We start from the raw sequence: 20,430 nt of genomic DNA on the forward strand, positions 1-20,430 counted from the left end.
GCGGCGCTCGATGACTGCAAACGGCAGCGCCGGCTCGACTACGTGAGGCCGGGAAAAAGAAGGCCTCGATACGAAAGGGCTGGTTGGGCCGTCCGGAATGGACGGCCCGGCGGGGCAGGGTATGGCGTCGTATGTGGCGCGATTATTGGCGCAGCGAATCGATGTCGATCACGAAGCGGTACTTCACATCGCTCTTGAGCATGCGCTCGTAGGCGTGGTTGATGTCCTGCATCTTGATCATTTCGATATCCGACGTGATGCCATGCTGCCCGCAGAAGTCCAGCATTTCCTGCGTTTCTGCAATGCCGCCGATCAGCGAGCCCGCAAGACGGCGGCGCTTCATGATCAGGTTGAACACTTGCGGCGAGGGGTGATCGTGCTCGGGCGCGCCCACCAGCGTCAGCGTGCCGTCGCGCTTGAGCAGTTCGATGAACGGGTTCAGATCGTGCTGCGCGGCCACCGTATTGATGATCAAATCGAAGCTGTTGGCGTGCGCCTTCATCTGCTCCGGGTCTTTCGAGATCACGACTTCGTCGGCGCCGAGGCGCTTGCCGTCCTCGATCTTCGAAGGCGAGGTGGTGAACAGCACCACGTGCGCGCCCATCGCATGCGCGAGCTTCACGCCCATGTGGCCGAGGCCGCCGAGCCCCACGATGCCGACCTTCTTGCCCGGACCCGCGCTCCACGTGCGCAGCGGCGAATACGTGGTGATGCCCGCGCACAGCAGCGGCGCCGCGCCCGCGGGGTCGAGGTTCTCGGGCACGCGCAGCACGAAGGCTTCGTCGACCACGAGTTGCGTCGAGTAGCCACCGTAGGTGATGTCGCCGCTCACGCGGTCGACGCCGTTATAAGTGCCCACGAAGCCGTTCTCGCAATACTGCTCGAGGCCTTCCGCGCAGCTCGCGCAGGTGCGGCACGAATCGACGAGACAGCCGACGCCCACGAGCTGGCCCACCTTGAAGCGCGTGACGCCCTTGCCCACTTCCGTCACGCGGCCGACGATCTCGTGGCCAGGCACGACCGGATAGAGCGTGTTGCGCCATTCGTTGCGGGCCTGATGCAGGTCCGAGTGGCACACGCCGCAGAACTGCACGTCGATACGCACGTCGAGTTCGCGCAGATCGCGGCGCTGGAATTCGAACGGAGCGAGCGGCGAGGCGGCGTCGCGGGCGGCATATCCGTAAGTCGGGTACATGGGCGATGACTCCTGAATCTGAGTTGCAAGGGGCGCGCAAACGCCGCAGCGCAGCGCATCGAGCGCCACGCGTGTCGGGTGTTGCGGCAGGGTTCCCATCCTAAGGACCGGGGCCGACCCAGGGAATACCTGAAGCTATCGAAGACTTGCCTGTTTCTCCTGCCGAAGTACGCGCGCCTGCGTTCGGTGATAGATTGACAAGCCTGTTTCTCTGTCGGTATCGATGAATCCAGGGTGACAACTGTCATGAAAAGCTCACAAACCCTCCGCGCGGCGCACGGTGGTGCCGCGCTCGCGCCAGCCGCGGCGGTAGCGCCGCTCGTCTCCATGGCCAGCTCCGCCAACGCGTCGCGCCCGGCACCCGACGACGCGATGCAGCGCCGCGTGGTCGAGCTGCTGCTGCAGCTCACGCAGCACGACGGCGTGCATTGCACGGCGCTCGAAGGCGTGCGGCTCTATCGCGGCAGCCAGAGCCATCCGCGCAGGCCGGTGATGTACGAGCCGAGCATCTTCATCGTCTGCCAGGGCCGCAAGCGCGGCTTTCTCGGCGACCAGGTGTTCATCTACGATGCGCAGCAATATCTCGTGCTCTCCGTGCCGCTGCCGTTCGAGTGCGAGACCGAGGCCACGCCCGAGAAGCCGCTGCTCGCCATTTCCGTGCGCGTCGATCTGACGATGGTGGCCGAGCTGCTGATGGCGCTCGACGACACGCGCGGCAGCGCGATGTCCGAGCCCGCGGGCATCTACGCGACGCCGCTCGACGCGCCGCTCTCGAACGCCGTGCTGCGCCTGCTCGAAGCGCTCACGCAGCCGTGCGAGGCGCGCATCCTGGGGCCGGCGATCGTGCGCGAGATCTGCTATCGCGTGCTCACGGGCGAGCAGGGCGATGCGATTCGCGCGGCGCTCACGCATCAGCAGCATTTCGGCCGTATCGCGAAGGCGCTGCGCCGCATTCACAGCGACTACCGCGGCGATCTCGACGTGGGCTTGCTGGCCGCCGAGGCCGGCATGAGCCTCGCGGTGTTCCATGCGCACTTCAAGGCCGTGACCTCGACTTCGCCGATGCAGTACGTGAAGACCACGCGCCTGCATCACGCGCGCCTTTTGATCACGCACGACGGCATGAACGTGAGCGCGGCGGCCACGCGCGTGGGCTACGAGAGCGCCTCGCAGTTCAGCCGCGAGTTCAAGCGCCTGTTCGGCTGCACGCCCGCCGACGAGATGCGCCGCGCGCGCAGCGCCGCCGAGGCCGCCGCGCCGCGCGTGGAAGCGCCGGCGCGCTATGTGACGGTGGTGTGAGCCGCCGTTGGTGTCGCGGGTATCCATGAAAAACAGATTCGCATAACGAATGAATAATGCTGCCATGAACCCTGCCTCGAAGCCGCGCCTGCTCGTGCTGATCCCGCTCACCGGAGCCGACCGTGCCGAGCTTGCCGGGCACTTCGACGTGCTCTATGCACCCGATGCGCAGCAGCGCGCCCAGACGATCGAACAGCATGGTCCCACGGTGCGCGTGGTGCTCACGAACGGCACGACCGGGCTCACGGCCGACGAAATCGACCGCATGCCCGCGCTCGAACTCGCGGGCGCGCTGGGCGCGGGCTATGAGAATCTCGCGCTCGATCATGCGCGCTCGCGTGGCATCGCGCTGTGCAACGGGGCCGGCGTGAACGCCGATTGCGTTGCCGATCACGCGATGGCGCTCCTGCTTGCCGCCGTGCGCGCGGTGCCGCAGTTCGATGCCGCGTGCCGGGCCGGTGTCTGGCGCGATGCGCTGCCGATGCGGCCCACGCTCACGGGCCGGCGTCTCGGCATCGTCGGCTATGGGCAGATTGGCGCGAAGATCGCGCGGCGCGCCGCAGGCTTCGAGATGACGATCGGCTATCACAATCGCACGCCGCGCGAGGGCGTGAGCGCACGCTATTTCGACACGCCGCTCGCGCTCGCGCAATGGAGCGACTGCCTCGTGGTGGCGACGCCGGGCGGTGCGCAAACGCAGCACCTGATCGATCGCGCGGTGCTCGACGCGCTCGGGCCCGAGGGTTTTCTCGTCAACGTTTCGCGCGGCAGCGTGGTGGATACGGCGGCGCTGGCCGTTGCGCTCGCACAGGGCACGCTGGGCGGCGCCGGCCTCGACGTCTATGAGGGCGAGCCCGCGCCGCCGCAGGCGCTCGTGGCGCTCGATAACATCGTGCTCACGCCGCACGTGGCCGGCACGTCGCCCGACGTGCGCGCGGCCAGCATTCGTCACTTCATCGCGAACGCCACGCAGTGCTTCGCGGGCGCACCGCTGCTGACGCCGCTCTGAACACGCCTGCGCGCGCCGCGATCCTGACGGCGCGCAAGCACGCTCGAGGCTCGTCAGACAGAGCGGCAAGCCGCAGATTCCGCGGTCGCATCCGCGCTTGAAACGGGCGCGGGTTGCACCGTGCCTCCGCCCAAAAAGTTGCACTTCACGAGCGAATCGGAGTTTACCCGTATGGTCTCGAGAATATGGGATCGGCAAACTACGTTCTAACACAGAGACAGTGTCTCTAATAGAGAGACAGACGACAATGCTCAAAAGCTTGGGAAGCGCCCTTCAACTGATGCGTTACTTCACGGCCCAGCAACCCGCCTGGGGCGTGCGCGAACTCGCCAAGGCGAGTGGCGTGCATCACGCGGTCGTGCACCGCGTGCTCGCCACCTTTGCCGCCGAGGGCTATCTGGTGCAGGACGAACTGGGCCGCTATGCGCTCGGTCTGCGCTGGTTCGAAATGGGCGAGATCGTGCGCCATACGGTGTCGCCCACGGAGGTCGTCGGCCCCGTCCTGCATCGCCTGGTGGAGGAAAGCGGCGAGACGGTGTTCCTCTCGGTGCTCGACGGCGACGAGGGCCTGTGCCTGAACATCGCGCACAGCGAGCAACAGTTGCGCTTCTCCATCGAAGAAGGGCAGCGCTTCCCGCTGCACGAGGGGTCGCACGGCAAGGCCATCCTGGCGTTCCTGCCCGATGCGGCGCGGGCCGGGCTGTGCGCTCAGGCTCAGTCCCACGGCGAACCTGTGGAGCGTGCGGCGCTCGACGCGCATCTCGAGCGGATCCGCACGGACGGCTGGGCCTATACGAGCGAGGAGTCGGCGCCGGGCGTGGCTGGCATCGCCGTGCCGGTGTGGATGAAGGACCGCAAACGGGTGGCCGGGTCGCTCGCCATCTCCGGACCCATGCAGCGGCTCGACGAGGCTTCCGTGCCGCGCCTGCTCGATGTGCTGCGCGAGGCGCAACGCAAGATCGAGGGCGTCGTGGGCCTGCTGCGCTAAGTACTACGAATCAGGCGCGAGGCCACAACCGGCCCGGCCGCCTGCCCAGACCAATCAGGGAGACAAAAATTGATGAACACGATGCACGAACAGGGCACGCAGAACGGCCCTGCCGCGCGGGCGCGAGCGTCGCTGCGCGTCCGCTTTGGGGAGCCGCTGCTGCTGCTGGTTTCGCTCGCGCTCTCGGTGCTCGGCGCGATCATCGGCATGCAGCTGATCGTCACGCTCGGCATTTCGGCGAACACCTCGGTGATCGGGGCGCTGATCGCCATCGTGTTTTCGCGCATTCCGATCGAAGTGGCGCGGCGCTTTCGCGTGCTGGAGCGGCAGAACCTCGTGCAGACGGCGATTTCGTCGGCCACCTTCGGCGCTGGCAACTCGCTCATGATCCCGCTCGGCGTGCCGTATGCCGTGGGCATGCCGGAGCTCTCGCTGCCGATGATGATCGGCGCGCTCGCGGCCATGCTGGTGGACGGCGCGATGCTCTACTTCCTGTTCGGCACGCGCACCTTCCCGGCAACCGGTAGCTGGCCGTCCGGCGTCGCGACCGCGGAAGCGATCTGGGCTGGCGACCAGGGCGGCCGCAAGGCGGCTTTTCTGGGACTCGGCGTGCTGGTGGGCGTCGCGGGCTCGTGGCTCGGCGTGCCGATGTCCGCCTTCGGCGCGGCGTTCCTCGGCAACATCGCCGCGCTCACGATGTTCGGCATCGGCTTGCTGGTGCGCGGCTATTCCGTCGCCGTGACCGGCATCGACATCGCCAAGGCGTATATCCCACACGGCATCATGATCGGCGCGGGCACGGTTGCCATGATCCAGGTGGGCAGCGAGATTTATCGGGCGCGCCAGGCTTCGGGCGCGCAAGCGCAAAGGGCCGCGCAGGCGTCTTCGGCGGGACGCGCGGGGCGCATCCTCGCGGGCGGCTACGTGATCTATGCGCTCATCGCCTTGCTCATCACGGGGCTCGCCGGCGGCTTCACGCACATGTCGCTCGGCATGGCCATCGCGTTCGTGCTGTATGCCGCCTTCGCCGCCTATGTTCACGAGCTCATCGTGGGGATCGCCGCGATGCATTCGGGCTGGTTCCCCGCGTTCGCCGTTGCGCTCATCACCTTGACGATCGGCATCCTGATCGGCTTTCCGCCCACGGCGCTGGCCGTGCTCGCGGGCTTCTCGGCGGCCACCGGCCCGGCCTTCGCCGATATGGGCTACGACCTCAAGACCGGCTTCCTGCTGCGCGGCGAAGGGCGCGATCCCGAACTCGAGCTCGCGGGGCGGCGCCAGCAGTTCATCGCCGCCATGGCGGGTTTCGTCGTGGCTGGCGTAGTCGTCCTGCTGTTCAGCAAGGGCTTCTTCGCGCGCGACATGCTGCCACCCGTCGATCGGGTCTACGCCGCGTCGATCAAGGCCGGCTCGTCGTGGGAGATCACGCGCAGCCTCGCTTTGTGGGCGATTCCGGGCGCGCTTCTGCAATGGCTGGGCGGCGCGAAGCGGCAGCTTGGCGTGCTGCTGGCCACGGGCCTGTTGCTCACTTCGCCGCTCGCGGGCTTCGCGGTGCTGGCGGGCCTGCTGCTGCGCCTCGTGCTGCGCCGCATGCGCGGCAAGGAGCCGCCCGAGCTGAGCGCGTTTGCAGGCGGCGTCATCGCCGGCGATGCGCTGTTCACGTTCGGCCGCTCGCTCATCAAGATCAAGTAATTCCGCTTTCGAAGACAACGTCATGCCACTGGATATAGAACAGATTCGCCGCGATACGCCGCTCACGCAGAACACGATTTATCTGGACACCGCCGCCGCATCGCTGCCGCCGGACGCGGTGCTCGACGAGGTGCGCGGCTACCTGCACGACACCGGTCACATCGGCATCTATCTGCCGGCGTTTCGTAAGGAAACCTATGCACGTGTCGATGCGGTGCGCGCGCAACTCGCCGCGTTCCTGAACGCCCAGCCGGACGAGATTGCGTTCATGAAGAACGCGAGCGAGGCCATTTCGCTGGTCGCGCAGGGCATCGACTGGAAAGTCGGCGACGAGATCCTCGTGGCTGACACGGAGATGCTGAGCAACCTGCTGCCGTGGAAGCGCCTCGAGCACACGCGCGGCGTGACCGTCCGGATGGTGGCAGCCAACAGCGAGGGCGTGCTGGACCCGCAAGCGTTCGCGCAGGCGATGACGCCCCGCACCCGGCTGCTCACGTTCTCGCATTTGCCCAACTCCACGGGCGCGCTGCAGGATGCCGCGGCGATCTGCGCCGTGGCGCGCGAGCATGGCGCGCTGTCGCTCGTCAACGCTTCGCAGAGCGCGGGCATGGTGCGCACCGACGTGGCCGAGCTCGGGTGCGATTTCCTGGCCGGCTGCGGACGCAAGGCGCTGCGCGCCACCGAAGGCACGGGCTTTCTTTACGTGCGTCGCGCGCTGGCCGACGGCATGGAGCCCGCGCTCGCGGGATGGTGGAACGGCACTTACGACAGGAGCACGGGCGCGCTTTCATTCGTTTCGGGCGCGCGCCGCTTCGAAGCGGGCTGCCCCATCGTGCCCGCCATTCTCGGGCTTGGTGCGGCGCTGACCTATGCGCAAGCCATCGGCATCGACGCCATCGAGGCGCGCGTGCGCGAACTCACGGCCTATGCGGTCGAGCGCCTGGCCGGCTTGCCCGGCTTCGAGCTGTATGGCCCGCGCGACGCTTCGCAGCGTATCGGCATCGTGCCGTTCAACGTGCGCGGCATCGATCCGGCCGCGATCGTCGCCGGGCTGGAGCAGCATAGCTGCATCATCGAGGCCGGCAATTTCATGGCCGATGCCATTCTCGCGCGCTACGGCGTGTCCACGATGGCGCGCGTCTCACTGCATTACTTCAACACGCACGAAGAGATCGACCGCGTGACGGCGCTCGTTAGCGCGGCGATTTCCCGTTGATCCCGACCACTGAACCGGAAGACAGACCATGAACCAACGCATTCTGCTCATGAGCAGCTCCCGCAAGGACAGCCTCGGCTACCTCGAACACGCGGGCGACCAGATCCACGCTGTGCTGCGCCGGGAAAAACGGCGCGTCGTATTCGTCCCGTACGCGGGCGTGACGTTCAGCTTCGATACCTACGAAGGCATGGTCAAGCCCGTCTTCGAGCAGCTCGGCTACGAGCTCGAAGCGATCCACCGCAGCGCCAACCCGCGCGCGGCGATCGAGCAGGCGGACGCCATCGCGGTCGGCGGCGGCAACACGTTCGCGCTGCTCAAGCGCATGTACGAGGCCGACATCGTCGAAGCGATCCGGGCGAAAGTGCAGGCCGGCACGCCCTATATTGGCTGGAGCGCCGGCAGCAATGTCGCGTGCCAGACCATTCGCACGACTAATGACATGCCGATCGTGCAGCCGCCGACGCTCAAGGCGCTGGCGCTCGTGCCGTTCCAGATCAATCCGCACTTCATTAGCGGCAAGCCGGCCGGGCACAACGGCGAGAGCCGCGAAGAGCGCCTCGCCGAATTCCTCGAGATCAACGCACCCGAGCAGGTCTTCGCGCTGCCGGAGGGCTCGGCGCTGCTGAGCGATGGCACCACCGGCACGGTGCTCGGCGAGCGCGGTGCGCTCCACTTCGAGAGCAAGGACACGGTGACGAAGCTCGCCGAAAACGAGTCATTCGCGCTGAGCCGGATTACCGGCCCCGCGGGACTGCAGAACTGGGCACGATTCAGCGTATAGGCCGGCACATAAGCCAGCTGCGCGCAAGACGCAGGCAAATCAGGGAGATCAAATCAATGAAGAAGCAGTATGTGGCGCTCGCGCTCAGCGCGGGCGCGGCGATGCACGCGCATGCGCAATCCACCGTGACGCTTTACGGCATCGTTGACGTCGGGATCAGTTACCAGACCCACACCAATCCGGCGGGCTCGTCCACCTGGGCGATGCAGCAGGGCAACGAGGGCTTTCTCTCCGGCAGCCGCTTTGGCCTGACTGGCAAGGAAGACATCGGCGGTGGCTGGTACGCCGGGTTCACGCTCGAGAACGGCTTTCTCGCCAACAATGGCAAGCTCGACCAGCAGGGGCAGCTGTTCGGCCGCCAGGCGTTCGTCAAGCTTGGCCAGCAACGCTACGGCGAGTTCGCGCTGGGTCGCCAGTACACCACGGCCAACACCATGCTCTACTACGTCGATCCGCTCGGCGTGGGGGCCGCGCCGACCAACTCGTGGCAGGTTTACCTGACCGGCCAGCGCTACGACAACGCGCTCAGCTACACGGGCAGCTATGGTCCCTTGCAGGCAATCGTGCAATACGCGGTGGGCGGCATTGCCGGGGATACGCGTGCGCGCTCGTCGATCTCCGCGGGGCTCAAGTACGCGCAGCCCAGTGTGACGGCGATCGTGGATGTCCAGCAGACCAACGATACGCAGGATCGCTACGCGCGCATCTATCTGGCGGGCGTCAAGGTGCCGGCGGGACCGGTGGATCTCTATGCGAACTACTTGCACAGCGATCGGGAGGCCGGCTTCGACTCGTCCAACGGCGGTGAGGATACCGCGTCGATCACGAGCATGACGTCCGGCTCGCCCACGGCGGCCGTGGCGATCAACCGGGTGTTCGCGAGCCACCGGCGCGACGACTTCTTCACGGTGGGCGCCGGCTGGCACATTGCGCCGCAGTGGCAGCTGATCGGCGCCGGCATGTACGACCGTACGCTCGCCGAGTCGTTCAGCGGCACGCGCACGACGGCGTACGGCGTGCTCGACTACTCGCTGAGCAAGCGCACCGATGTTTATTTTGCCGCCGCCTACGAACGCGTCACGGGCGGCTGGGCCGGCCTGTTCGGCAATACGACCACCAACGCCGCCGCAGCGGGGGGCACGGGCCTCAATGGCCGCAACGAACAGGTATCCACGTTTGCGGGATTGCGTCACCGCTTCTGAAACAGGTGTTGCCTGCCGATAACACGTCAGGTACTAATTTAGTTGTACAAAGGAGGTAGGAAAGTATGTCTTTGCAATGTACGCTGACGGTCCACGAAGCGCTCGACAGTGCGAAGGTCAACGGGCAATCCATCGTCGCCATGTTCGCTCCGTATGTGGAGATGGGCGTGAAGGTGACCGTGACGACCGTCGCAGGCGAGCCGCCCGCGGATGCAGCCAAAACGACCGATTTCATTTCGATCCTGATTCCGGGCGCGACCGGCAAGACCGCGGGCGGCAACGCGCGCACCCTCGGCGTGATTGGCCGCAACGGCGCGATCGGCGGCCGGCCCGTGCGCATCGGCATGATTTCGGACGCGGATGGACCGATCGGATCCATCGCCACCGCGCTCAAGCTGGCGAAGATGAAGGCGGCCGGCGACGACCTGCCGGGCGACGTGATCGTCACCACGCACATCGCGAAAGACGTCTCGATCAGCTATAACGACGGCGTGCCGTTTGCCGGCATGCCGGTGTCGTCGGCGACCATGAACCAGTACCAGGTGTCGCCCGAGATGGACGCGATCCTCTCGATCGATGCGTCCAAGGGTAACCGCATCGTCAAGCAGCGCGGCTTCGCGATTTCGCCGACCGCGATGCAGGGCTATATCCTGCGCATGTCGCCCGATCTCGTGAACATCATGGAATCGACCACGGGCCGCCCCGCGTTCACGCTGCCGATCAGCCAGCAGGACATCACGCCGTACGACAACGGCCTGTACCACTTCAACAGCATCATGCAGCCACACGCCGCGACGTCTGCGCCGGTGGTCGGCGTGGCGCTCACGGCGCAGTCCGTGGTGGGCGGCAGCGATTCGAGCGCCAATCACGAAGTCGACATCGCGGAAGCGGTGCGCTTTTGCGTGGAGGTGGCCAAGCGCTTCACGGTGGCGTCGCCGGACAACCCGTGCGAGTTCTACAACGCGGCCGAATGGCAGAAGATCCGGCAAGCGTACCCCGATCTTTCGGTGTTCCAGACCTACGGCCATGCGGAGCTGCGCCGCGCCTGACCCATCCTGACCCCCGGGCGTTGCTGGCCGTTGGCGGCGGTGCACCTCGGGGGGCGTCTAAAGACGAAATCAAGGGCAACCCGATGCCGACTTAAGGCCGCCTTAAGGTGCGCCAAGGTAGCTTGCACTGCTCCGATTCGCCCCGGACTTCCTTTCTTCGTCCCCCGGCTATGTACGCTGGACCACGTGCCGAAGAAAGTCTCCACAGTGGCGGCCATCCGCGCGGTTATGCATGCCGTATCATCTTCCGTTGAGCGACGAAGTCTCGCTCGCTGCCTTGCGCGCCGCGCACGGGCGGCCGACTTCCCGGTCCCGGGAGCCATGAGACGTTACGCATGCAAACTTTGATCGAGGCATTGCACCGAACCGCCGACCTCGTGGTGAACGACTTCTATGAGGAATTGGCGCGCTTGCCCAAGTCCCGGCGCATCCTCGAAATGCTGTCGGGAGAGGAACTCGCGCATCTGAAGACGCGGCAGGTGCAGAACCTGCTCGCACTCGCGCAGCCGTCATCGACCTCGCAGGAGCGCGCCGAAATGGCGATGCGCGTCGGGCGCATCCATGCCATCGTCGGGCTCGACAAGGAAGAGCTCGTGCGCAGCCGCGGCATCCTGCAGGAACTCGTCGACAAGCAGATCGGGCGCAATGTGAGCCGCCAGGCGCTCTCGCTCTACGCGCGGCGCCTGATTGCGGACACCGCCTGGCAACTGAAGGCGTATCAGGCGGTGCAGGATTCGCAGCAGGAGGTGCTTCAGCGCATCACGCGCATCGTCTGGGAGGCGGGCAGCTATACCCATTTCATCGACCAGGTCATTGCCGCGCTTTCGGATCACGACGAGGTGACGGGATGCGCGATCGGTCGTCCCGATGCGGCCGGAATCTTCCACTTCGAGGCGGGCGCGGGCGGCCGGGGGCACCCAGGCCGCAGCGGCGCGGACGGCGGTGGCGGGTTGATCGACGCGCTGACGGAGGAGGGGCACGTCATCAGCGTGCGCGCCGACCACCCATGCGGGCAGGGCGCCGTGGGGCGCGCCTGGCGCAGCGGCAAGGCCGAGCGCGTCGTCAATTATCAGACCGATCCGCTCGTCGCCCGCTGGCGCGATGTCGCCGCGCGCGAGGGCTTGCGCTCCGCCGTTGCGCTGCCGCTCGCCGCGACCGGCCAGCCGCCGATCGCGATCCTGATGCTCTATAGCGCATGGCCGGGCGGTTTCGTCGGACCAGACCAGGTGGCTTTCGTCGAACTATTGCAGACGCTGCTCGGCTGCGCGGTCACGCGCCTGCAGACCCAGGAGGGGATGCACGGCGCCGCGGTGCCGATGAGCGTGCGCCAGCACTGGGCGGCGCTTGTGCGTACGGGCGCGCTGCAGATGCACTATCAGCCGCTGCTGAATCTGGCCACGGGCCGCTGCCGCAAGGTGGAGGCGCTCGCGCGCCTGCGCGACGGCGAGCGCCTGCTCATGCCCGACGAATTTCTCTTCGCGCTGGCCTCCGACGATCTGCTCGAGCTGTTCGCGCGCGGGCTGCACCAGGCGCTGGCCGACCGCCGCCAATGGCTCGCGGCGGGACACGATCTGGCAATTTCGATCAACCTGCCGCCGGCCGCGCTCAACGACATCCGCTATTTCGAGGCGGCCCGCGAGGCGCTGCAGACCTACGCGTGCCCGAGCGCGCAGCTCACGCTGGAAGTTCTGGAGACCGAAGCATTCTCACTGAACGAGGGGCAGCGCTCGATTCTCGGAAAGTTTCGTGCGCTGGGCGTGCTGCTCGCACAGGACGATCTCGGCTCGGGGCATAGCGGGCTCGCGCGGCTGCGCGAATTGCCGTTCGACTGGATCAAGATCGACCGCGAGATCGCCCATCTCGATGGCGACACGGCGCTCGATGCGCTGCGCGTGGTGTATCAGGTGACGCGTCTCGGCCATTCGCTGGGCAAGCTCGTGCTGGCGGAGGGTGTCGATTCGCCGGATCTGCTGGCGGCGCTCGCGATACTCGGCGTGGACGGCGCACAGGGCTACGTGATCGCGCGGCCCATGCCGGCCGCGCAACTGCCCGCATGGATTGCCGGCGACGAGGCGCGCGAAGTGCACGAAGCGCCCGGCGCGCCCGGCGCGCGCGCGGGCGAGAGCGTGCTTGCGCGGCTCGCACGCTTCGTGGTGTGGGAAGAACGGGTGCTCATGATCGCGGCCGCGCCCGGCGCGGCGCGCGATCTCCTCAAAGCCGCTGCGGTTGTCGCGAACACGCCGCTGGCCGACGCGCTGGTGGGACTCGGCGACGTGCTGCCGGCAGGCGAGGCGCGTGAGGCGCTTCAGCGCGATCTCCTGCGCGCCTTGCTGGAAGGCGGCCGCGAGAGCGACGCGTGGCGCGCCGCGCGCGATCGCCTCATGAGTGCCATCGCGGCGACGGCGCACGAGACTCACATCCCCGAGCCTGTGCCGTCACACACGCACTGAGCGGGCCGTGGCGCGCTCGTGATGCGCGCCCGGTTCGCACGTTCTCCGCGCCTTACTCGGCCAACGCGATGGCCACATCCGTTGCCGCCGCCGGCTGCCTGCGTTGCAGCACCGCGATGCACACGAGCGACACGGCCGAAAGCGCACTATAAAAGAGCGCCAGCGGCCACCATTGCCCGGGGAAGTCGTGAGCGAGCAGCGTGCCGACCAGCGGCGTGAGGCCGCCCGCAAGCGCCGCGCAACATTGATAGGAGATCGAAATAGCCGAATAGCGCACGCGCACCGGGAAGGCGTTGGTCATGAAACCCGCCATCACCGCATACGAGCTCGACATGCACATCACGGCAATGGCAATGCCGATCACGATAGCGGCCGGCTTGCCGGTCGAAACCAGCACAAACATCGGCCAGGGCGAGAGCATCGCAAGCGCCGCCGCGAGCGTGAGGAAGCGGCCCGCGCCCACGCGCTGCGCGAACCAGCCCGAGGCGAGCTGCGTGAAGAGCTGGATGAACGCGACGACGAACAGGCAGTCGAGGATCAGCGCGCGGTCGAGGCCGAGCGTCTGCGTCGTGTAGTTGAGCATGAAGGTGTTGACGAACCACGCGCCGGCCACGCCGATCACGTTGGCGCCGAGGCACAGCAGCACGACGCGCCAGCTGTCGCGCAGCACCTCGAGGATCGGCAGCGCGGCCGTGCGGCGCTGGGTCTTGAGCGCCTCGAACTCGGGCGATTCGCTCACGCCCGAGCGGATCAGCAGGCCCACCACGAGCAGCACCGCGCTCGCGATGAACGGCAGACGCCAGCCCCAGGCAAAGAGCGCGGCGTGGTCCAGGTGCGCGACGCTGCGAAATGCGAGCAGCGCGAGGATCAGCCCCGCGGGACTGCCCAGTTGCGCGAACGAGGCGAGGAACGTGCGCTTTTCCTTCGGCGCATGCTCGCCCGCCATCAACACCGCGCCGCCCCATTCGCCGCCGATGGCGATGCCCTGCGCGATACGTAGCGCGACCAGCAGGGCCGGCGCGAGTGCGCCCGCGCTGGCATAGGTGGGCAGAAAGCCGATGCCCACGGTGCCCACGCCCATGATCGAAAGCGTCGCGACCAGCGCCTTCTTGCGACCGATGCGGTCGCCCAGATGTCCGAACACGAGCCCGCCGAGCGGCCGCGCGAAAAAGCCCACGGCAAAGGTGCCGAACGAGGCGAGCGTGCTGTAGAACGGCTCGTTCGACGGGAAGAACAATTTGCCGAAGATGAGCGCCGCTGCCGTGGCGTAGATGTAGAAGTCGTACCACTCGATCGTCGTGCCGACGAAGGCGGCCAGTGAAGCGCGCGCGGGCTGGCGCGCGGAAATGCTCGTCATGTTTGTCTCCTTCAACCTTCATTTAAGCGGTCGAGCCGGCTCGGGCCGGTCTTCTATCCGTTGATGTCGCGTCCTGATTGCGGTTAGCGCTTTATCCCTTCACCACCCCCGCATCGAAGAGCTTCTGCTGGGTGGCGGCGTCGATGCCGAGCGCGTCGAGCACTGCGCGCGTGTCGGCGCCGAGCGCGGGCGGCGGCGTGCGATAGGTGGCCGGGGTGCGCGAGAGCTTGACGGGCGCGCCCGTGCCCCGATAGCCGTCCATCTCCACGAGCATGCGGCGATGCTGCGTGTGCGGATGGGCAACTACGTCATCGACCGTCTGCACGGGGCCGCACGGTACGCCCGCGGCGATCAGGTCGCGCGCGAGCGGATCGCACTCGTGTTGCGCGAGCCGGGCTTCGAGCGCCGCCTTCAATTCGGGCCGGTGTGCGCAACGGTTGCGGTTGTCGGCAAAGCGCGGGTCATCGGCGAGTTCGGGCACGCCCAGATGCGCGCAGAGCTTCGCGAACTGCCGGTCGTTGCCCACCGCGAGGAAGATGGGCGCGGTGCCGGTCGCGTAGCTGTCGTAGGGCGCGATGTTCGGATGCGCGTTGCCGCTGCGCTGCGGCGTGCGTCCGTTGCCGAAGTAGTTCGGCAGATGTGGATGCAGCAGCGAGACGCCGCAGTCGTAGAGCGCGATGTCGACCGACTGGCCCTGGCCGCTCTTTTCGCGCTCCGCGAGCGCGAGCAGGATGCCCGCGAGCGCATTGAGGCCCGTGACCATGTCGACGATCGGCAGACCGATGCGCAGCGCGGGTCCGTCGCTTTCGCCGTTCACGCTCATGAGGCCGGCCATCGCCTGGATCACGGCGTCGTAGCCGGGCAGGCCGCCGAGCGGGCCGTCAGGGCCGAAGCCGGAGATTGCGCAATGAATCAGGCGCGGAAAGCGCGGCTTGAGATCGCGTTCGTAATCCATGCCCCAGCGTGCGAGCGTGCCGGGCTTGAAATTCTCGACGAGGACGTCGGCGCCTTCGAGCAGCTGCCAGAGAATCGCGCGGCCTTCGTCGCGCGACAGGTCCACGGCAATGCCTTGCTTGTTGCGGTTCACGCCCACGTAGTACCACGCCGTTTCGTCGAGAAAGGGCGGGCCCCAGCCGCGCGTTTCGTCGCCAACGGGCGGCTCGAGCTTGATGACTTCGGCGCCGTGGTCGGCGAGTGCCTGCGTGCAGTACGGGCCGCCGAGCACGCGGCTCAGGTCGATCACGCGCAGGCCGTGCAGCGCGCCGTTGACCGTGGACGATGCGGATGCTTCGGATGTCTGATGAATGCTCATCGCTCGGGCCTCACTGTGCAGGCAGCAGTTGCATCGCGTCCGCGAGCGGCAGCGGCTCTTCGTCGACCAGCGCGCGCAGTTGCGCGGCATCGGCGTCGCGTTCGTCGAGCGCGAGCGGATCGCGCGGCAGCAGCTTGTGGCGCACGATCAGGTGCGCGAGTGCGAGGCGGCGGTAGTCCTGCGCGCCGCGCGAGACTTGCGCGGCCTCGCACGCCATGAAGGCGGCCGTGGTGGCGTGATAGAGCGCGCTCGCGGCCTGGCGCACCGACTCGTCGCGGCCGCATTCGGCCACGCTTTCGAGCGCCGCGCCCGCGCGTTCGAAGGCGGCGCGCAGAAGCGCCGCGCTCGCCTCGGGCAGGCTCGCTTCGGCGAGCTGCGCGCGCACATAGCGCGCGAGCGCATCGAGCGCGCCTTCGCGTTTGGCCGCGCGCGCGACGTCGAGCGCGACGATGTTGCTCGTGCCTTCCCAGATCGAGCCCAGATGCGCGTCGCGCACGAGGCGCGGGTCGCTCCATTCCTCGATATAGCCCACGCCGCCGCGCACTTCCATGGCGTCGCCGGTCACGCGGCGCGCGTCGCGGCAGGCGCGGAACTTGATGAGCGGCGTGAGGATGCGCACGCACTTCGCCGCCAGCTCATCGCCGCGGTCGGCGCGCGCGAGCAGCGTGGCGATCTGCATGAACATCGTGCGCGCCTGCTCGGCGGGCAGCATCATCTTGAGCAGTTGGCGCTGCATCAGCGGCATCTCGATCAGCTTGCGGCCGAACGCTTCGCGATGGCGCGCCACGTGCAGCGCTTCCGTGAGCGCGCGGCGCATGAGGCCCGCCGCGCGCACGCCGTTCGACAGACGCGACATGTTGATCATGTCCGCCATCTGATGGAAGCCGCGGCCCACTTCGCCGATCAAAAATGCCTGCGCGCCTTCGAGCACGATCTCGCCGCTCGCCATCGAGCGGCTGCCGAGCTTGTCCTTGAGGCGCACAATGCGATAGCTGTTGCGCGTGCCGTCGGGCCGCGTCTTCGGCAGCAGGAAGAGCGCGAGCCCTTTGATGCCCGGGGGCGCGTCGTCGGGGCGCGCGAGCACCATCGCGAGATCGGCGTCGGCGTTCGAGCAGAACCACTTGTCGCCATAGAGGCGCCATGTGTCTTCGCCGTTCGCGCCGCGCTCGCGGACCGCGCGCGTGGCGATGCGTGCGACGTCCGAGCCCGCGGCCTGCTCGGTCATGAACATCGCGCCCTGATAGAGCGTGTCGAAGTCTTGCGACGCGAGCATCGGCAGATAGCGCGCGACGAGCTCGGGCGAGCCGAAGCGGCGCAGCGTGCGCGTGAGCGAGTCGGTCATGCTCACGGGGCAGCACAAGCCGAATTCCGCCTGCACGAACAGATAGGTGAGCGCGTACTTCACGAGCGGCGCGGGCGCATTCTCGCGATGGCTCATCGCCGCGAGGCCCAGCTCGGCGTAGGCGACGCGCTCGAGCGCGACGTAGTCGGGATGTTTTTCGAGGCTCTGGAGCGGCTCGCCGCGGCGCGTGCGCTGCTTCAGCGTGGGCGGATTGTGGTCGGCGACGAGCGCCAGCGCGTCGAGCTCGTCCGAGGCGCGCTGGCCCAGGGTGACGAGCTGGGGCTCGATGGCGGCGTAGGCCGCATCGCCGAGATAGCTGCGCAGCAGCGGGGCCAGACCCGGGTCGCTCGTGAAGAAGTTGATGCCGCGGCTGTCGGGAATGTTGGCCGAGCCGTCGGCTTGCGCGGCGACGGTGGAAAGTTCGCTCATGAGGGTGTCTCCAGCCTTAGGGTTGGTTCGGATCTGCGCGCTCAGGCGCGACAATGGGTCCCAGCACAGAGGCCAAGCTTAGGCACGGCGACGATAACGGTCCAATACAAACGATGTCCTGTACGATAAGCAGCATCTATCGATAACGACATTGGGCAGACGACAAAACCGGATGGAGACACCGCGATGGAACTCAAGCAATTGCGCTATTTCGTGGCCGTGGCCGAGGAGCTGCACTTCGGGCGCGCGGCGCGGCGGCTCTTCATTTCGCAGCCCGCGCTGAGCTTCGACATCCGCAAGTTCGAAGAGCAACTGGGCGTGCAGCTGCTCGAGCGCACCAACAAGGCCGTCGCGCTCACGAACGCGGGCTTCGTGCTGCTCGAAGAGGCGCGGCGGCTACTGGAGCAGGCCGAGGAGGTGCGGCGCATTGCGGCGCGCTCGGCGCATGGGCTTGCGGGGCGGCTGCGCATCGGCTTCGTGAACTCGATGCTCTATCGCGGGCTGCCCGAGGCGGTCCGGCGTTTCGAGGCCGATCACCCCGCCGTGGAGGTCGTGCTGCGCGAGATGAACACCATCGAGCAGGTTCATGCGCTGCAGCGTTTGCAGATCGATCTGGGCTTCGCGCACTGGGGGCGGTTTCCGGCCGAGGTGCACTCCGAGCCGCTGTTTTCCGAGCCGTTTCTCTGCTGCCTGCCGGCGGGGCACCGCTTCGCGCGGCGCAGGCGCATCGAGCTCGCCACGCTCGCGCGCGAGCCGTTCATTCTGTTTCCGCGCTCGGTGTCGCCGCATTATCACGATCAGATCATTGCGACCTGCGTGGAGGCCGGCTTCAGTCCGCAGATCCGCCACGAGGCGAGGCTGTGGCAGACCGTCGTGACGATGGTGGAGTTCGGCATGGGCATCGCGCTCGTGCCCGCCGCGCTCGGCAACATGGGCGGCGAGCGTGCGGTGTTCAGGCCACTCGCAAGCAATCCTTATGAATCGCAGGTGCTCAAGCTGGTGCGTGCTGGCGAGACCGACGCCAGCGTGCAGGGGTTCGTGGAGTATCTGGCAGTGCAGGGGCGCGTTGGTCCATAGTTAGCCGGCGTATCGGCATGCCTCGCTATGAGCAGACCGTGCCGCGCGCGGCTCAGACAATGACCTGATCGCCGCGCGCTGTATGCGACGGCCACGGCAGCGGACCGCCATCGGCGAGCACGCGCGTGATGCTTTCGGCATCGAGCGGCTTGCTGAAGCGGAAGCCCTGCGCTTCCACGCAGCCGAGCGCCAGCAGAAACTCCTGCTGCGCGAGCGTCTCGACGCCTTCGGCGATGACGGACAAGCCCAGCGCCCTCGCCAGCGTGACGATCGCCTTCACGATCGCCCCCGTGTCGCTTTCCTCGATCCGATGCACGAATGCCCGGTCGATCTTGATGCGATCGACCGGCAGCGCCCGCAATTGGCTCAGGCTCGAGTAGCCCATGCCGAAATCGTCGACCGACACGCTGATGCCGGCGCCGCGAAACTCGTTGAGGCGGCGCACGGCGATGTCGGGCTGCTGCATCAGCGCGGTCTCGGTGACCTCGAGCTCGAGTTTCGCCGGATCGACACCCGTCTCGCGCAAGATGGCCTGAAACGTCTCCACGATATTCGGGCGCTGCAACTGCAGCGGCGACAAATTGATCGCGATGCGCACAGGCGCAATCCCCATGCGCCGCCAGACGGCGGACTGGCGGCAAGCCTCCTGGAGCACCCACTCGCCGAGCTTCGCGACGAAACCCGACTTTTCCGCAATCGGGACGAACTCCGCCGGCGCGATCTCGCCGTAAATCTCGTCGTACCAGCGCACGAGCGCTTCGACGCCAAGCACCTGGCCGTTGCGCATGTCGACCTGCGGCTGGTAATGCAGGCGCAGCATGCCGTCTTCGATCGCTCTTCTGAGACGTGCCGAGAGGATGAGCTTCGCGTCGGCGTCCGCGCGCATCTCGGGCCGATAGCGTTCCCAGCAATTGCGCCCGCGATTCTTGGCCGCGTACATGGCCATGTCCGCGCACGGAATCAGCGTTTGCGCATCGCAGGCATCCATGGGAAACACACTGACGCCGACGCTCGCGCTGACCAGGAGCTCATGCCCGTCGACGAGCACGGGCTCGGCCATTGCCGCGAGCACGGTGTCGGGCAGATCGAAGCGCGCCGTGTCGCCCCGCCTGCCAGGCGCCACGACGATGAACTCGTCGCCGCCGTAGCGCCCGACGATGTCGCCCGGGCGGGCGCAGGCACGCAGACGCTCGGCGACTTCGACGAGCAACCGGTCGCCGACGCTGTGCCCGAGCGCATCGTTGACGGTCTTGAAGGCATCGAGGTCGAGGAAAACGACATGGACGGATTCGCCGTTGCGGCCGGGGGCCGCGAGCAGGGCCTGCAACTTTGCGCTGACCGCCGCGCGATTCGCGAGCCCGGTCAGGCTGTCGCATTCGCTCAGCTCGCGCATGCGGCGCGAGCGGTCGAGCAGCTTGACCGAGACGTCATGCGCCGTTTTGGCAAACAGTAGCGGATAGACGAAGATGATCGGCAGCCAGACCGGCGCGACCCGCATGCTCAACGGATAGAAGGCGATGCCAAAGGTCGCCGCCCCAGCCACCAGACCGGCAGCGCTGGCGCCCAGCCCGGCGACGAAGAGCGGCCATCCACCGATCGCCATGTTGTCGAGCGCGAACATCAACAGGATCACGACGGTCGCCACGGGCTCGAAACGAACGGCCACGATGAGCCAGCCGCCGAAGGCCGAATCGACGAGCATGTTCCACTGCTCTTTGCGGGGCGCATCGCCAAGGGGAGGGCTCACGAGCCGGTAGGCGATATGCGGCCAGACGAGGCAGACGACAGGCACGCCCACGAGGAGCCACGCCGGCGCTTGCTGCAGGTGCAGCAAGGACAGCATGGGGAGCGTGCCCATCGCGTAGCCGAGGGTCCTGAGCACGTAAATGCGCCGCACAAGGCCGATGGTCCAGGCCCTGTCGGCCTGGGCGGACGTGAGCACGGGGTCTCCTCAGTCAAGTCTTATGATTCAACGAGAGTAGCCCAGATTTATCTGTGGGTCTAACACCAGACGTTTGACACCCGCAGC

At 67.1% G+C, this 20,430-nt stretch carries 15 protein-coding genes; 10 read left to right on the plus strand and 5 right to left on the minus strand.

Annotated elements, in window-relative coordinates; genetic code table 11:
- Positions 1-142 precede the first annotated feature (142 nt).
- Positions 143-1,195 (minus strand): NAD(P)-dependent alcohol dehydrogenase, encoded by a 1,053-nt coding sequence (locus BO1_RS12945; RefSeq protein WP_028217925.1) that lies wholly within the window; start codon positions 1,193-1,195, stop codon positions 143-145.
- A 327-nt stretch (positions 1,196-1,522) separates the two neighbouring features.
- Between BO1_RS12945 and BO1_RS12950 the strand changes: the two genes are divergently transcribed.
- The 9 genes from BO1_RS12950 to BO1_RS50820 all read left to right on the plus strand — a co-directional run bounded on the left by BO1_RS12950 (position 1,523) and on the right by BO1_RS50820 (position 12,884).
- Complete coding sequence (locus BO1_RS12950) at positions 1,523-2,494, plus strand: AraC family transcriptional regulator (protein WP_028217926.1); 972 nt, start codon at positions 1,523-1,525, stop codon at positions 2,492-2,494.
- A 49-nt stretch (positions 2,495-2,543) separates the two neighbouring features.
- Positions 2,544-3,503 (plus strand): 2-hydroxyacid dehydrogenase, encoded by a 960-nt coding sequence (locus BO1_RS12955; protein ID WP_245643782.1) that lies wholly within the window; start codon positions 2,544-2,546, stop codon positions 3,501-3,503.
- 247 nt (positions 3,504-3,750) lie between these two features.
- Positions 3,751-4,491 (plus strand): IclR family transcriptional regulator, encoded by a 741-nt coding sequence (locus tag BO1_RS12960; RefSeq protein WP_028217928.1) that lies wholly within the window; start codon positions 3,751-3,753, stop codon positions 4,489-4,491.
- Between the two features lie 81 nt (positions 4,492-4,572).
- Positions 4,573-6,183: an OPT/YSL family transporter gene (locus BO1_RS12965; RefSeq protein WP_043284729.1), complete on the plus strand. Its 1,611-nt coding sequence runs from the start codon at positions 4,573-4,575 to the stop codon at positions 6,181-6,183.
- Between the two features lie 28 nt (positions 6,184-6,211).
- Positions 6,212-7,399, plus strand: a complete 1,188-nt coding sequence (locus BO1_RS12970; protein ID WP_028217930.1) for an aminotransferase class V-fold PLP-dependent enzyme — start codon at positions 6,212-6,214, stop codon at positions 7,397-7,399.
- Between the two features lie 28 nt (positions 7,400-7,427).
- Complete coding sequence (gene pepE, locus BO1_RS12975) at positions 7,428-8,183, plus strand: dipeptidase PepE (protein ID WP_028217931.1); 756 nt, start codon at positions 7,428-7,430, stop codon at positions 8,181-8,183.
- Between the two features lie 56 nt (positions 8,184-8,239).
- On the plus strand, positions 8,240-9,385 hold the full coding sequence (locus tag BO1_RS12980; protein ID WP_028217932.1) for a porin: 1,146 nt from the start codon (positions 8,240-8,242) through the stop codon (positions 9,383-9,385).
- 65 nt (positions 9,386-9,450) lie between these two features.
- Positions 9,451-10,434 (plus strand): DUF1177 domain-containing protein, encoded by a 984-nt coding sequence (locus BO1_RS12985; RefSeq protein ID WP_028217933.1) that lies wholly within the window; start codon positions 9,451-9,453, stop codon positions 10,432-10,434.
- Positions 10,435-10,769: 335 nt separating this feature from the next.
- On the plus strand, positions 10,770-12,884 hold the full coding sequence (locus tag BO1_RS50820; protein WP_052409440.1) for an EAL domain-containing protein: 2,115 nt from the start codon (positions 10,770-10,772) through the stop codon (positions 12,882-12,884).
- Positions 12,885-12,936: 52 nt separating this feature from the next.
- Here BO1_RS50820 and BO1_RS12995 read toward each other — a convergent pair whose 3' ends face one another.
- From BO1_RS12995 to BO1_RS13005, 3 genes are all read right to left on the minus strand, one after another.
- Positions 12,937-14,241 carry an MFS transporter gene (locus tag BO1_RS12995; RefSeq protein ID WP_028217934.1) on the minus strand — a complete coding sequence of 435 codons (1,305 nt, stop codon included), beginning with the start codon at positions 14,239-14,241 and terminating at the stop codon, positions 12,937-12,939.
- A gap of 91 nt (positions 14,242-14,332) precedes the next feature.
- Positions 14,333-15,553, minus strand: coding sequence for a CaiB/BaiF CoA transferase family protein (locus BO1_RS13000; RefSeq protein WP_043284689.1), 1,221 nt, complete (start codon positions 15,551-15,553; stop codon positions 14,333-14,335).
- 10 nt (positions 15,554-15,563) lie between these two features.
- Positions 15,564-17,324 carry an acyl-CoA dehydrogenase family protein gene (locus tag BO1_RS13005; protein WP_028217936.1) on the minus strand — a complete coding sequence of 587 codons (1,761 nt, stop codon included), beginning with the start codon at positions 17,322-17,324 and terminating at the stop codon, positions 15,564-15,566.
- 186 nt (positions 17,325-17,510) lie between these two features.
- On the opposite strand from BO1_RS13005, the gene BO1_RS13010 reads away from it, so the two are divergent.
- The gene (locus BO1_RS13010) at positions 17,511-18,401 is read left to right on the plus strand and encodes a LysR family transcriptional regulator (RefSeq protein ID WP_028217937.1); all 891 of its coding nucleotides are present in this window, start codon (positions 17,511-17,513) and stop codon (positions 18,399-18,401) included.
- Between the two features lie 52 nt (positions 18,402-18,453).
- On the opposite strand, the gene BO1_RS50825 is transcribed toward BO1_RS13010, so the two are convergent.
- The gene (locus BO1_RS50825; RefSeq protein ID WP_052409441.1) at positions 18,454-20,343 is read right to left on the minus strand and encodes a putative bifunctional diguanylate cyclase/phosphodiesterase; all 1,890 of its coding nucleotides are present in this window, start codon (positions 20,341-20,343) and stop codon (positions 18,454-18,456) included.
- Positions 20,344-20,430: the final 87 nt, after the last annotated feature.

Source organism: Paraburkholderia oxyphila NBRC 105797 (assembly GCF_000685075.1).
Taxonomy (GTDB): Bacteria; Pseudomonadota; Gammaproteobacteria; order Burkholderiales; family Burkholderiaceae; genus Paraburkholderia; species Paraburkholderia oxyphila.